This window comes from Pseudomonas sp. TUM22785, from assembly GCF_028198105.1.
In the GTDB taxonomy this organism is placed as follows: Bacteria; Pseudomonadota; Gammaproteobacteria; order Pseudomonadales; family Pseudomonadaceae; genus Metapseudomonas; species Metapseudomonas solani.
On sequence record NZ_CP116239.1, the window covers coordinates 6,363,725 to 6,377,670 of the forward strand.

At 66.8% G+C, this 13,946-nt stretch carries 8 protein-coding genes; 6 read left to right on the plus strand and 2 right to left on the minus strand.

Annotated features, from left to right (window positions below; all coding sequences use genetic code 11):
* Window positions 1-35 precede the first annotated feature (35 nt).
* Complete coding sequence (locus PI990_RS28915; protein WP_184490586.1) at window positions 36-566, minus strand: hypothetical protein; 531 nt, start codon at window positions 564-566, stop codon at window positions 36-38.
* 78 nt (window positions 567-644) lie between these two features.
* Here PI990_RS28915 and PI990_RS28920 point away from each other — a divergent pair, with 78 nt between their 5' ends.
* Together PI990_RS28920 and msrA are read left to right on the plus strand one after the other, a co-directional pair.
* Complete coding sequence (locus PI990_RS28920; RefSeq protein WP_043242261.1) at window positions 645-3,341, plus strand: putative bifunctional diguanylate cyclase/phosphodiesterase; 2,697 nt, start codon at window positions 645-647, stop codon at window positions 3,339-3,341.
* Window positions 3,342-3,425: 84 nt separating this feature from the next.
* Complete coding sequence (msrA, locus tag PI990_RS28925; protein ID WP_263403822.1) at window positions 3,426-4,073, plus strand: peptide-methionine (S)-S-oxide reductase MsrA; 648 nt, start codon at window positions 3,426-3,428, stop codon at window positions 4,071-4,073.
* 102 nt (window positions 4,074-4,175) lie between these two features.
* On the opposite strand, the gene PI990_RS28930 is transcribed toward msrA, so the two are convergent.
* Entirely contained in the window at window positions 4,176-5,015 is an 840-nt protein-coding gene (locus PI990_RS28930; protein WP_043242257.1) for a 23S rRNA (adenine(2030)-N(6))-methyltransferase RlmJ, read from the minus strand.
* Window positions 5,016-5,154: 139 nt separating this feature from the next.
* Here PI990_RS28930 and PI990_RS28935 point away from each other — a divergent pair, with 139 nt between their 5' ends.
* The 4 genes from PI990_RS28935 to selO all read left to right on the plus strand — a co-directional run bounded on the left by PI990_RS28935 (window position 5,155) and on the right by selO (window position 13,938).
* Entirely contained in the window at window positions 5,155-6,957 is a 1,803-nt protein-coding gene (locus tag PI990_RS28935; protein WP_271659231.1) for an acyl-CoA dehydrogenase, read from the plus strand.
* 307 nt (window positions 6,958-7,264) lie between these two features.
* On the plus strand, window positions 7,265-9,013 hold the full coding sequence (locus PI990_RS28940) for a potassium/proton antiporter (protein WP_271659232.1): 1,749 nt from the start codon (window positions 7,265-7,267) through the stop codon (window positions 9,011-9,013).
* Between the two features lie 79 nt (window positions 9,014-9,092).
* Window positions 9,093-12,407, plus strand: coding sequence for a mechanosensitive channel MscK (gene mscK, locus PI990_RS28945; RefSeq protein ID WP_021219822.1), 3,315 nt, complete (start codon window positions 9,093-9,095; stop codon window positions 12,405-12,407).
* Between the two features lie 70 nt (window positions 12,408-12,477).
* A complete protein-coding gene (gene selO, locus PI990_RS28950; protein WP_271659233.1) occupies window positions 12,478-13,938 on the plus strand; it encodes a protein adenylyltransferase SelO in 1,461 nt (486 codons plus the stop codon).
* Window positions 13,939-13,946: the final 8 nt, after the last annotated feature.

Here is a 13,946-nt window from a genome sequence, read left to right on the forward strand (position 1 = left end):
AGCCGGTGCCGATGGGCTTCGTCGCTGCAGCCAGGTCAGCCCTTCTGCAGATTGCGGATCAGGAAGCTGAAGGCCTTGGCCAGTTGTCCGGCGCCATCGAGATCCCGGACGATGGTCAGCATCGGTTCCGTGGAGCCGGGCACGTTGAGCACACAGGCCTGGCCTTCGCGAGGGCACGCGTAGCTGATGCTCGGATCGACGCCGAACACCGGCAGCAAACGGTTGCGTACCGAAACCCCGGTGCCCGAGGTGGCACGCACCTCTTCGCGCAGCATCAACTCGCCCGGCTTGGCCAGGCTCACCTGGTACTCCAGGTCGCGGCGGTCGCTGGAACCCACCTGGTAGCCGGCGCTCAGGGCGTAGGTCCTGAGCAGCGCATTGGTATGCGCAAACAGCGCCTTGCGCTCGTCGTCGGTCAGGTAGAGACGCTTGATTTCCGTCAGGTAACGGGTCTGTTCGGCGCTGCTGAGAACAGGCTCAGCAGCGGCCACCGAGACCGGTGATAAAAAAAACAGCCCACATAGCACCAAAGCCCCACCAAGTTGTCTTGTCAGCCCCATCCGCATGATGCACCCTTGCCCGACGCCATAATATGAAGTGGGCCGAGGCCCGACTCGGTCAGCATACTGGAACCCACCCGCCCGATGAAAAGCCATCCCGATGCCGCCAGCCGTACGGTGGCCGAGGTTGTGACGCAGTTGCCAGTCCCTTCGCGGCTTGGCCTCATGCGTTTCGAGCGGCTCAACGAGGCCAGCTGGGCGCTGCTGTTCCTCGACCCCAATTGCGAACGCCAGATCGGCCTGCCGGCCACCGAGCTCTGTGCCCTGGTCGGCTCGCCCTACGCCAGCCTGATGTCCCCCGAAGCGCGCTACCGCCTGCATGACGAAATCCAGCGTCAGCTGACCGGCAGCGCCAGCTACCAAGTGCAGTACGGCCTGCACACCCCCGACGGCGTGCGCACCATCCTCGAACTCGGCGAAGCCTTCCAGCAGCACGGCCGCAACCTGCTGCGCGGTTACCTGCTGCCGGTGGACGTCGACGACCGTGAAGACGATGACCATCGCCTCAGCGAACTGGAAGCCCAGAACCAGCGCCTGAAAAGCTCCCTGGATCTCTACCAGCGCTCCCAGGAAGACCACCTGCAGCATCTGATCCGCTCCCGCGCGCAGCAGAGCCTGATCGTGCGCCTGGCCCGCCACCGCTACAGCCCCGGCGACCCGGCCCTGGAAGCGGCCAAGCTGATCACCCAGGCCGCCTGCGAGGCCTACGAGGTCTCCCGCGCCTCCCTGTGGATGTTCGATGGCGACCTGCTGCGCGCCATCACCCTCTACCGGCGCGACCAGGACCACCACGAACACCCGGGCGCCATCGACGTCAGCCGCTACCCGCAGTACCTCGAAGCCCTGCACAGCGGCCGCGCCATCGACGCCCACAACGCCCAGCGCGACCCGCGCACCATCGAGCTGGTGGACGACTACCTCAAGCCCCAGGGTGTGGTCGCCCTGCTCGATGCCAGCGTGCGCATCGGTGGCGAGGTGGTCGGCGTGCTGTGCCTGGAACACACCGGCGGCCAGCGCGTCTGGCAGACCGATGAAATCGCCTTCGCCGGCGAGCTGGCCGACCAGTTCGCCCAGGTCCTGGTCAACCAGCAACGCCTCGACGCCACCAACGCCCTGCACCTGTTCCAGCGCGCCGTCGAACAGAGCGCCAGCGCCTTCCTGCTGGTGGACCGCGACGGCCTGGTGGAATACGTCAACCCCAGCTTCACCGCCATCACCCAGTACAGCTCCGACGAAGTCCACGGCCGCCGCCTCTCCGAGCTGCCAGCCCTGGAAAACCTCAGCGACCTGCTGTTCGACGCCCGCTCCAGCCTCACCACCAGCAACAGCTGGCAGGGCGAGTTCCGCAGCCGGCGCAAGAACCTCGAGCCGTACTGGGGCCAGCTGTCCATCTCCAAGGTGTTCGGCGAGAACGGCGAACTGACGCACTACATCGGCATCTACGAGGACGTCACCCACAACAAGCTGGCCCAGCAGCGCATCGAGAAGCTGGCCTACACCGACAACCTCACCGGGCTGGGTAACCGTCCCTACTTCATCCGCAGCCTCGAAGAGCGCTTCCAGAGCGACCACGAGTCGCCCCTCTGCCTGCTGCTGGTGGACATCGACAACTTCAAGCGCATCAACGACAGCCTCGGCCACCAGACCGGCGACAAACTGCTGGTCAGCCTCGCCCGCCGGCTGCGCAACACCCTCGGCCAGGGCGACATCCTCGCGCGCTTCGCCAGCAACGAATTCGCAGTGCTGCTCGATGGCGCCGACCTGGAGAGCGGGCAGAAGACCGCCGGGCAGATCCTCCACACCCTCGACAAGCCGCTGTTCGTCGACAACCAGCTGATCAGCGTCACCGGCTCCCTGGGCCTGGCCTGCGCGCCCCAGCATGGGCGTGATCCGCAGACCCTGATGAAGCACGCCGGCCTCGCCCTGCACAAGGCCAAGGCCAACGGCAAGCACCAGCTGCAACTGTTCACCGAAACCCTCAACGCCGAGGCCAGCTACAAGCTGTTCGTCGAGAACAACCTGCGCCGCGCCCTGGCACAGAACGAGCTGGAAGTCTTCTACCAGCCCAAGCTGTGCCTCAAGTCCGGGCAACTGCTGGGCATGGAGGCGCTGCTGCGCTGGCAGCACCCGGAGCGCGGCATGATCCGCCCCGACCAGTTCATCAGCGTCGCCGAGGAAACCGGGATGATCATCCCCATCGGCAAATGGGTGATCCGCGAAGCCTGTCGCATGAGCCGGCGCCTCAGCGCCTCGGGCATGGGCGATGTGCAGGTGGCGATCAACCTCTCGCCCAAGCAGTTCAGCGACCCGGACCTGGTGGGCTCCATCGCCGCCATCCTCCACGAGGAGCAACTGCCCCCGGGCCTGCTGGAACTGGAACTGACCGAAGGCCTGCTGCTGGAAGCCACCGACGACACCAAGCACCAGCTCAACCGTCTCAAGACCCTAGGCCTGACCCTGGCCATGGACGACTTCGGCACCGGCTACTCGTCCCTCAGCTACCTGAAGAAGTTCCCGATCGACGTCATCAAGATCGACCGCAGCTTCATCAAGGACATTCCCGACAACCAGGACGACATGGAAATCACCTCCGCGGTGATCGCCATGGCCCACAACCTCAAGCTCAAGGTCGTCGCCGAAGGTATCGAGAGCGCCTCCCAGCTGGCCTTCCTCCGCCGCCAGCGCTGCGACGTCGGCCAGGGCTACCTATTCGACCAGCCCATTCCCGGGCACCTGCTGCTGGAAAGCCTGCGCCGCTACCCCTGCCGCCCGCAGCCCTGAGCCCTGAGCCCTGAGCCCTGAGCCTGCTGTAACATCGGCCATTCCCGCAGGTCTATCGACCAGCCACCCAATCAGGAGAACGCCATGGTCCTGCGCTCGCAGATCCTCGCTCACAAAATCGAGCTGCCCACGGCGGCACAGGCGCTGCCCGGCCGTGAATCGCCGATGCCGGTGCCCGACGCCCACTTCGTCAACGGCCGCCCGCTGCAAGCCCCCTTCCCCGCCCACCTGCAACAGGCGGTGTTCGGCCTCGGCTGTTTCTGGGGCGCCGAGCGCCGTTTCTGGCAACAGGAAGGCGTCTGGTCCACCGCGGTCGGCTACGCCGGCGGCCACACCCCGAACCCGACCTACGACGAAGTCTGCTCCGGCCTCACCGGGCACACCGAAGTGGTGTTGGTGGTGTTCGACCCGCAGGTGATCAGCTACGAGAAGCTGCTCTCGGTGTTCTGGGAAGCCCACAACCCGACCCAGGGCATGCGCCAGGGCAACGATATCGGCACCCAGTACCGCTCGGCCATCTACTGCAGCGACGCCGCCCAGCTGGAAGCCGCCAAGGCCAGCGAAGCCCGCTTCCAGGCCGAACTGAGCAACTCAGGCTTCGGCGCCATCACCACCGAAATCGACGAAGCCCCGACCTTCTATTACGCCGAGGCGTATCACCAGCAGTACCTGGCGAAGAATCCGGGGGGTTATTGCGGGTTGGGGGGGACGGGGGTTTGTATGCCGGCCTGACGGCCGGGAGAGGGGAGTTTCAAGCTACAAGCTGCAAGTAAGAACAAAGCGCCTTTGCTCTTAACTTGCGGCTTGCGGCTTGCGGCTTGCGGCTTGCGGCTATCAACTGTCCGCAATAATCCAATCCAACCGCCAGCCACCCTGACTCTGCGCAAGCTTTTCGCTCAGCCAGGGCAGCAGTTGGCGCAGTTCCTCTTCCAGTCCCCATGGCGGGTTGGCGATGGCCAGGCCCGAGCCGTTGAGGCCGAGGGCGTTGTCCGCCGGGTGCACCATCAGTTCCACGCGCAGCAGCTTGGGCGCGCCGGAGGCTTCCAGGCCTTGGTAGAAGCGCTTGAGCTGGCGCTGGTCCTTGATCGGGTACCAGATCGCCACGACTGTCTGGCGCATGCGGCCGATGGCTTCCTTCAGTGCGGTGACGCAGCGCTCCAGCTCGTCGGCTTTCTCGAAGGGCGGGTCGATCAGCATCAACGCGCGCTTCTCGGCGGTGGGCAGCAGGGCGCGGGGCAGGTGCCAGCCTTCGCCCAGGTGCACGGCAACGCGGCGGTCGCCGGCCATGTTTTCCTTCAGCGCCTGGCCGTCTTCCGGGTGCTTTTCGTTCAGGTGCAGGCGGTCCTGCGGGCGGGTCAGCTGGCGTGCCAGCTCCGGCGAACCGGGGTAGTGGCGCAGCGCGCCATCGGGGTTCAGGGCGTGGAGCACGCCGAGGTAGTCCACCATCAGTTCCGGCAGGTCGGGCTGGCCCCAGAGCCGGCCGATGCCCTCCTCCCATTCCCCGGTGCGGTTGGCCTGGTCGCCGGCCAGGTCGTAGAGGCCGACACCGGCGTGGCTGTCGAGGTAGGCGAAGGGCGCCTCCTTGCGTGACAGCAGGGCGATCAGGCGGGCCAGGGTCAGGTGTTTGAGCACATCGGCGTGGTTGCCGGCATGGAAGGCGTGACGGTAGTTCATGGTGTGGGAATCCTCGCGAGGCGCGCAGTTTACCAGCCGCGACGCTGGCCGGGTTTTGCCGCTTTATCACCCTTATGGATGTTGCTAGGCGACCTTCATTCACCGTTCTAGACTCCGGCCATCCAACCGGAGATCCGACATGTCCGAGACCCTGCTCAGTTCCCGCAACCTGGCCTTCGAACTCTACGAAGTGCTGGACGCCGAAGCCCTGACCCAGCGCGAGCGCTTCGCCGATCACAACCGCGAAACCTTCGACGCCGCCATCGGCACCGCCCGCAGCATCGCCGAGAAATACTTCGCCCCGCACAACCGCAAGGGCGACGAGAACGAGCCGGAGTACCACAACGGCGCCGCCACACTGATCCCGGAAGTGAAGCCCGCCGTCGACGCCTTCCTCGAAGCCGGCTTCCTCAACGCCACCCGCAGTTTCGAGCAGGGCGGCATGCAACTGCCCACGCTGCTGTCCCAGGCCTGCTTCGCCCACTTCCAGTCGGCCAACGTCGGCAGCTCCGCCTACCCCTTCCTGACCATGGGCGCGGCCAACCTGATCGAGAGCTTCGGCAGCGACGAACAGAAGCAGCGCTTCCTGCAGCCGATGATCGACGGCAAGTTCTTCGGCACCATGGCGCTCACCGAGCCCCACGCCGGCTCCTCGCTGTCGGACATCCGCACCCGCGCCGAACCGGCCGGTGACGGCACCTACCGCATCAAGGGCAACAAGATCTTCATCTCCGGCGGCGACCACCCGCTGTCGGAGAACATCGTGCACATGGTGCTGGCCAAGCTGCCGGACGCCCCCGCCGGGGTCAAAGGCATCTCGCTGTTCATCGTGCCCAAGTTCCTGGTCAACGACGACGGCTCCCTCGGCAAGCGCAACGACGTGATCCTCGCCGGCCTGTTCCACAAGATGGGCTACCGCGGTACCACCTCCACCGCCTTGAACTTCGGCGACAACGGCGACTGCGTCGGCTACCTGGTGGGCAAGCCCCACGCCGGCCTGTCCTACATGTTCCAGATGATGAACGAGGCGCGCATCGGCGTCGGCATGGGCGCGGTGATGCTCGGCTACGCCGGTTACCTCTACTCCCTGGAATACGCCCGCGAGCGCCCCCAGGGCCGCCTGCCCGACGGCAAGGACCCGACCAGCGCCCAGGTTGCGATCATCGAGCACGCCGACGTGCGCCGCATGCTGCTGACCCAGAAGGCCTATGTGGAAGGCGCCTTCGACCTCGGCCTGTACTCGGCCCGCCTGTTCGACGACACCCAGACCCTCGCCACCGAGGAGGAGCGCAAGCAGGCCCACGAGCTGCTCGACCTGCTCACCCCCATCGTCAAATCCTGGCCCTCGGAGTTCTGCCTCAAGGCCAACGAACTGGCGGTGCAGATCCTCGGCGGCCACGGCTACACCCGCGAATACCCGGTGGAGCAGTACTACCGCGACAACCGCCTCAACCCCATCCATGAAGGCACCCACGGCATCCAGTCCCTGGACCTGCTGGGCCGCAAGGTGGCGCAGAACAACGGTGCCGGCCTCAAGCAGCTGACCCGCCTGATCAACGACACCTGCCAGCGCGCCAGCGCCCACGGTTCACTCGACGCCCTGCGCCAGCCGCTGGAGCAACTGGTGTCGCGCCTCTCCGCCGTGACCCTGGCCCTGCTCGGCGACCTGATGCAGGGCAAGGTCAACCAGGCCCTGGCCAACTCCGCGCTCTACCTAAACGCCTTCGGCCACGCGGTCATCGGCTGGCGCTGGCTGGAACAGGCGATCCGCGCCGAAGAAGGCCTGGCCCGTGGCAACGCCGCCGACGCCGACTTCTACAAGGGCAAGCTGCAGGCCGCGCGCTACTTCCTCACCTGGGAAGTGCCGGGTGTGCACCACGCCCTGGCCATTCTCGAAGCCCGCGACGACACCTGCCTGGAAATGCGCGACGCCTGGTTCTGATTTCAACTTTTCAGGGTTTCCCTGCCCCGCGCACATGCGGGGCTTTTTTTGCCTGCGAATCGGCCAGCCCACCGATGACCGGCTCGGCACCGGCATTCCCCGGATCGTCAAATCGACCTCGGACAATATCCTGACCACCTGGTCGAATCCGTGAACACAGGCTTCGGCCCTGTTCAAAAAACCTGTGGATTTATGCCGATCAGCGCTTGCGGCGCGTTGCGGGTAGCAGGTTAGAATCCAGCTGGCATGCACACTGCATGCATCCCTCCAGCGTCACCCCCGACATCATTGCCAGGAGCTTCAATACGTGGATGCAGCCACCATCAATAGCCTGTTCCTGATCGGCGCGTTGCTGGTCGGCGCAAGCATTCTGGTGAGCTCGGTTTCCTCGCGCCTGGGCATCCCCATCCTGGTCATCATCCTGGCCGTGGGCATGGTCGCCGGCATCGATGGCCCGGGCGGCATCGGCTTCAGCAACTACCCGCTGGCCTACCTGGTAGGCAACCTGGCGCTGGCCATCATTCTCCTCGACGGCGGCCTGCGCACGCGGGTCTCCAGCTTCCGCGTGGCCTTGTGGCCGGCGCTGTCGCTGGCCACGGTCGGCGTCTTGATCACCACCGGGCTGACCGGCATGGCCGCGGCCTGGCTGTTCAACCTCGACATCATGCAGGGCCTGCTGATCGGCGCCATCGTCGGCTCCACCGACGCCGCGGCGGTGTTCTCCCTGCTCGGCGGCAAGGGCCTCAACGAACGGGTCACCGCCACCCTGGAGATCGAGTCCGGCAGCAACGACCCGATGGCGGTGTTCCTCACCGTCACCCTGATCGACATGCTGGCCAAGGGGCAGAGCGAAATCAGCCTGTCCTTCCTCGGCCATCTGGTCAGCGAGTTCGGCATCGGCGCCCTGCTCGGCCTCGGCGGCGGCTGGCTGCTGCTGCAACTGATCAACCGCATCAACCTGCCCAATGGCCTCTACCCGCTGCTGGTGGTGAGCGGCGGCCTACTGGTGTTCGCCCTCACCAACTTCCTGCACGGCAGCGGCATCCTCGCCGCCTACCTCTGCGGGCTGGTGCTGGGCAACCGCCCGATCCGCTCGCGCCACAGCATCCTGCACATGCTCGACGGCATGGCCTGGCTGGCGCAGATCGGCATGTTCCTGGTGCTGGGCCTGCTCGTCACGCCCCACGACCTGCTGCCCATCGCCCTGCCCGCCCTGGGCCTGGCGCTGTGGATGATCCTCTTCGCCCGCCCGCTGTCGGTGCTGATCGGGCTGATCCCCTTCCGCGCCTTCCATGACCGCGAAAAGGCCTTCATCGCCTGGGTCGGCCTGCGCGGCGCGGTGCCCATCATCCTCGCGGTGTTCCCGATGATGGCCGGCCTGCCCCACTCGCAGCTGTACTTCAACCTGGCGTTCTTCATCGTCCTCGTCTCCCTGCTGCTGCAGGGCGCCAGCCTGCCGCTGGCGGCCAGGCTGCTGCGGGTGACGGTACCGCCGGAGCCGGCGCCCATCTCCCGCGCCGGGCTGGAGATCCACCCCACCAGCGAGTGGGAGCTGTTCGTCTACCGCCTGGGCGCGGAGAAGTGGTGCATCGGCGCCGCCCTGCGCGAACTGAAGATGCCCGAAGGCACCCGCATCGCCGCGCTGTTCCGGGGCACCGAACTGCTCCACCCTTCGGGCAGTACCGTGCTGGAGGCGGGCGACATCCTCTGCGTGGTCGGCCACGAGCACGACCTCTCCGCCCTCGGCAAACTGTTCAGCCAGGCGCCCCAGCGCGGCCTCGACCTGCGCTTCTTCGGCGACTTCGTCCTCGAAGGCGATGCCCAGCTCTCCGCCGTCGCCTCGCTCTACGGCCTCAAGCTGGAGAACATCGACGGCACCCAGCCCCTGGGGCGCTTCATTTCCCACGAGATCGGCGGCGAACCCATCGTCGGCGACCAGGTGGAGTGGAACGGCCTGACCTGGACCGTCGCCCTGATGGAAGGGAACAAGGTGCGCAAGGTGGGCGTCAAATTCCCCGAAGGTCACGGGCGCCCAGGCCCCGGACTGTTCCTCTGAAGGCGCGGCACGTCCCACCACGGGCGCCGCGCCTGGCATATCATTAACCGCACTTTTCCCAGAGCCGCCCCCAGCGACCATGTCTTTCCTGCGCCCCCTCATTGCCGCCGCCCTCATCGGCTTCAGCCTCGGTGTGACCAACCTGCACGCCGCCGAACCACCGACCAGCGCCAAGGTCCAGCAAAGCCTGGACACCCTGGCCGAGCGCAAGCTGTCCGAAGCCGAGCAGAAGGCCGTGCAGCAGGTGCTGGAACAGACCCTGACCCTGCTGGGCAACGAAGCCGAGAGCGAAAAGCGCCTGGCCGACCTCAAGCGCCAGCTCACCGACGCCCCGCGCCAGACCAGCGACGCCCAGCGCGAATTCACCCGTCTCAAGGCCAGCAAACCGGTGGACGTCACCGAGCGCTACAGCAAGTCGTCCCTGGCCCAGCTCGACCAGTTGCTCAACCAGCGCAGCACCCAGCTGGCTGACTGGCAGAAGGACCTGGCCGAGGCCAACAGCCTGATCATCACTGCCCAGACCCGCCCCGAGCGCGCCCAGGCCGAGATCGCCAGCAACCAGGCCCGTGCCCAGCAGATCAACGCCACCCTCAAGATCGGCAAGGAAGGCAGCAAGGCGCTCTCCGACGAGCAGCGCGACCAGTACAACGCCGAACTCGCCGCCCTCGACGCCCAGACCCAGCTGCGCCGCCAGGAGCTGGCCGGCAACAGCCTGTTGCAGGACCTCGGCAACAGCCGCCGCGACCTGCTGGTGGAGCGTATCCATCGCCTGGAGCAGGAAACCCAGGCCCTGCAGTCGCTGATCAACGACAAGCGCCGGGAAAGCTCCGAGCAGACCGTCGCCGAACTCTCCCGCGAGGCGCAGAAGGCCACGCCCGACAGCCTGCTGGCCGCCGAAAGCGCCACCAATCTCAAGCTCTCCGACTACCTGCTGCGGGCCACCGACCGCCTCAACGAGCTGACCCAGCAGAACCTGCAGACCCGCCAGCAACTGGACACCCTCAGCCAGGCCGACCAGGCCCTGGAGGAGCAGATCAGCGTGCTCAAGGGCAGCCTGCTGCTGTCGAAGATCCTCTACCAGCAGAAGCAGGCCCTGCCGCACCTCAAGCTCGACGGCGACCTGGCCGACGAGATTGCCGACATCCGCCTTTACCAGTTCGAACTCAGCCAGCAGCGCGACAAGCTCAACAGCCCCCAGGCCTACGTCGACGATCTGCTGTCCCGCCAGCCCGCCGACCAGGTCACCCCGGAACTGCGCGCCACCCTGCTCGACCTGGCCACCACCCGCACCGAGCTGTTCGACCGCCTGAGCCGCGAACTCAACGCCCTGCTCAACGAATCCATCACCCTGCAGCTCAACCAGAAGCAGCTGCAAAGCACCTCCCAGGCGTTGCGCGCGACCCTGGAAGAGCAGATGTTCTGGATTCCCAGCAACAAGCCACTGGACCTTTCCTGGATCAAGAACGCCCCGCACTACCTGCAACGCCAGCTCGCCGACGTGCCCTGGGGTTCAGGCCTGGCCGAGCTGGGCGAAGGCCTGGTAGACCGCCCCTGGCTGTTCGTCCCCCTGCTGCTGATGATCGGTGCGCTGCTGTGGCGGCGCAGCTGGATCTACGCCAAGCTCACCGACCTGCACCAGGACATCGGCCACTACAAGCGCGACAGCCAGATGCACACGCCCCTGGCGTTGCTGCTGAACGTCCTCCTGGCCCTGCCGGTGACCCTGTTCCTCGCCCTCTGCGGCCTGGCCCTGCAGATCGACGCCCGTGGCCAGAACGCCACCCTCGGCGCCGCGCTGATGGAAATGGCCCAGGCCTGGCTGGTGTTCTACACCCTGTACCGCATCCTCTCCCCGGGCGGCGTCGCCGAGCTGCACTTCCGCTGGCCGCGCCCGCAGGTGTCCCTACTGAGCAAGCAGATCCGCCGCCTCGGCATGGTGGTGATGGCCCTGGTGGCCGTGGTCACCGTCGCCGAGCACCAGCCCCAGGCGCTGGCCGAGGACGTGATCGGCATCATCGTCGTCATCTCCTGCTACGCCCTGATGGCCCTGGTGCTGAGCAACCTGCTGCTGGCCGAGCCGATGCGCGAGCACACCTCGCCCTTCCGCTTCCTCATCGGCCTGGGCTTCACCCTGCTGCCGCTGGCGTTCATCGTCGCCGTCGGCTTCGGCTACTACTACACCTCGCTCAAGCTCACCGACCGCCTGATCAACACCCTCTATCTGCTGATCCTCACGCTGGTCATCGAGGCCGCCTTCGTCCGCGGCCTGGCCGTGGCCGCCCGGCGTCTGGCCTACGCGCGCGCCCTGGCCAAGCGCCAGGCGCAGACCAAGGAGAACGCCGAGGGCGAGGAAGTGGCGGTGGAAGAGCCGACCCTCGACATCGAGCAGGTCAACCAGCAGTCCCTGCGCCTGATCCGCCTGGCCCTGCTCGGCACCTTCATCGCTGCCATGTACCTGGTCTGGGCCGACCTGATCAGCGTCTTCGCCTACCTCGACGAAGTGACCCTCTACCAGTACGCCGCCGGCACCGGCGACGCCGCCACCCAGGTGCCCATCAGCCTGCTCGACGTGCTCGGCGCGCTGATCATCGCCGGCATCACCACGGTGCTCGCACGCAACCTGCCCGGCCTGCTGGAAGTGCTGGTGCTGTCGCGCCTGAGGCTCGCCCAGGGCAGCGCCTATGCCACCACCACCCTGCTCTCCTACGCCATCGCCGGCATCGGCTTCGTCAGCGCCCTGTCCACCCTCGGGGTCAGCTGGGACAAGCTGCAGTGGCTGGTGGCCGCGCTCTCGGTGGGTATCGGCTTCGGCATGCAGGCGATCTTCGCCAACTTCATCTCCGGCCTGATCCTGCTGTTCGAGCGCCCGGTGCGCATCGGCGACCTGGTGACCATCGGCACCGTCACCGGCACGGTGAACCGCATCCGCATCCGCGCCACGCACATCACCGACAGCGATCGCAAGGAAGTGATAGTCCCCAACCAGACCTTCCTCACCAGCCAGCTGATCAACTGGACCCTGACCGACACCGTCACCCGCATCGTGCTGGTCTACAACGTCAATCGCGGTGCCGACCTGGAACTGGTGCGCAAGCTGCTGCTGCAGGCCACCCAGGAGAACACCCGCGTGCTGCGCGACCCGGCCCCCAACGTGCAGCTGAAGACCTACGGCGCCACCACCCTGGAGCACGAGCTGAAGATCTACGTGCGCGAGCTGGGCGACCGCGGCCTGGCCACCGACGAGCTGAACCGGCGCATCGACCAGCTGTTCCAGGAACACAACATCAACATCTCCTCGGTGCCGAAGATGGACGTCATCCTCAGCCGCAAGGTCGAGGCCCACGCCCCGGTCGAGGAAGCTGCCGCCGACGCCGCCGAAGAGCAGGCCAAGTAGGCCGCTGCCACGCGGGGACCACCGGTCCCCGCGACTTCCCCCGGCTCCGGCCGCGTGACAAGCTGAGCCCATGAAAAGACTCGACGACCTGCAGTTCGACAACCGCTTCGCCCGCCTGGGCGATGCCTTCTCCACCGAAGTCCTGCCCGACCCGCTGGCCGACCCGCACCTGGTGGTGGCGAGCCCGGCGGCCATGGCGCTGCTCGACCTGGACCCGGCCGAGGCCGAAACGCCGGTGTTCGCCGAGCTCTTCGCCGGGCACAAGCTCTGGTCCGACGCGGCCCCGCGCGCCATGGTCTATTCCGGGCACCAGTTCGGCAGCTACAACCCGCGCCTCGGCGATGGCCGCGGACTGCTGCTGGGCGAGGTGGTCAACGACGCTGGCGAGCACTGGGACCTGCACCTCAAGGGCGCGGGCCAGACGCCCTACTCGCGCATGGGCGACGGCCGCGCGGTGCTGCGCAGCTCGATCCGCGAGTTCCTCGCCAGCGAACACCTGCACGCCCTGGGCATCCCCAGCAGCCGCGCGCTGTGCGTCACCGGCTCCAGCACCCCGGTGTACCGCGAGAAAAAGGAAAGCGGCGCCATGGTCATGCGCCTGGCCCCCAGCCACGTACGCTTCGGCCACTTCGAGTACTTCTACTACACCCGTCAGCACGAGCAGTTGAAGACCCTCGGCGAGCACGTGCTGGCCTGCCATTTCCCCGAGTGCCTCGACGCCGACGAACCCTGGCTGGCGATGTTCCGCACGGTGATCGAGCGCAACGCCGAGATGATCGCCGGCTGGCAGGCCTATGGCTTCTGCCACGGGGTGATGAACACCGACAACATGTCGATCCTCGGCATCACCTTCGACTACGGCCCCTACGCCTTCCTCGACGACTTCGACGCCAACCACATCTGCAACCACTCCGACGACAGCGGGCGCTACAGCTTCAGCAACCAGGTGCCCATCGCCCACTGGAACCTCGCCGCCCTGGCTCAGGCACTCACGCCGCACATCGCCGTGGAGGCCCTGCGCGAGGCACTGGAGCTGTTCCTGCCGCTGTACCAGGCGGCCTGGCTGGACCGCATGCGCCGGCGCCTGGGCTTCACCCAGGCAGAGGATGGCGACGAAGCGCTGGTGCAGCGCCTGCTGCAACTGATGCAGACCAGCGCAGTGGACTACAGCCTGTTCTTCCGCCGCCTGGGCGACAGCGCGCCCGAGCAGGCGGTGGCCGTGCTTCGGGACGATTTCGTCGACCTCGCCGGCTTCGACGCCTGGGCCGCGCAGTACGTCGAGCGCGCCGCGCGCGAAGGCGACGGCCAGGACGCCCGCCGCCAGCGCATGCACGTGGTGAACCCGAAGTACATCCTGCGCAACTACCTGGCCCAGCGCGCCATCGAGGCCGCCGAGCGTGGCGACTACAGCGAGGTGCGCCAGCTGCACGCCGTGCTCGCCCGTCCGTTCGACGAGCAGCCGGGCATGGAAAGCTACGCCGAGCGCCCGCCCGAATGGGGCAAGCACCTGGAAATCAGCTGCTCTTCCTGAGCCCCCGA

Bases quoted from the DNA above. Each gene is read 5' to 3' on its own strand.
- msrA (WP_263403822.1), top strand. From the start codon at position 3,426: ATGGTCCTGCGCTCGCAGATCCTCGCTCACAAAATCGAGCTGCCCACG.
- PI990_RS28915 (WP_184490586.1), bottom strand. From the start codon at position 566: ATGCGGATGGGGCTGACAAGACAACTTGGTGGGGCTTTGGTGCTATGT.
- PI990_RS28930 (WP_043242257.1), bottom strand. From the start codon at position 5,015: ATGAACTACCGTCACGCCTTCCATGCCGGCAACCACGCCGATGTGCTC.
- selO (WP_271659233.1), top strand. From the start codon at position 12,478: ATGAAAAGACTCGACGACCTGCAGTTCGACAACCGCTTCGCCCGCCTG.
- mscK (WP_021219822.1), top strand. From the start codon at position 9,093: ATGTCTTTCCTGCGCCCCCTCATTGCCGCCGCCCTCATCGGCTTCAGC.
- PI990_RS28920 (WP_043242261.1), top strand. From the start codon at position 645: ATGAAAAGCCATCCCGATGCCGCCAGCCGTACGGTGGCCGAGGTTGTG.
- PI990_RS28935 (WP_271659231.1), top strand. From the start codon at position 5,155: ATGTCCGAGACCCTGCTCAGTTCCCGCAACCTGGCCTTCGAACTCTAC.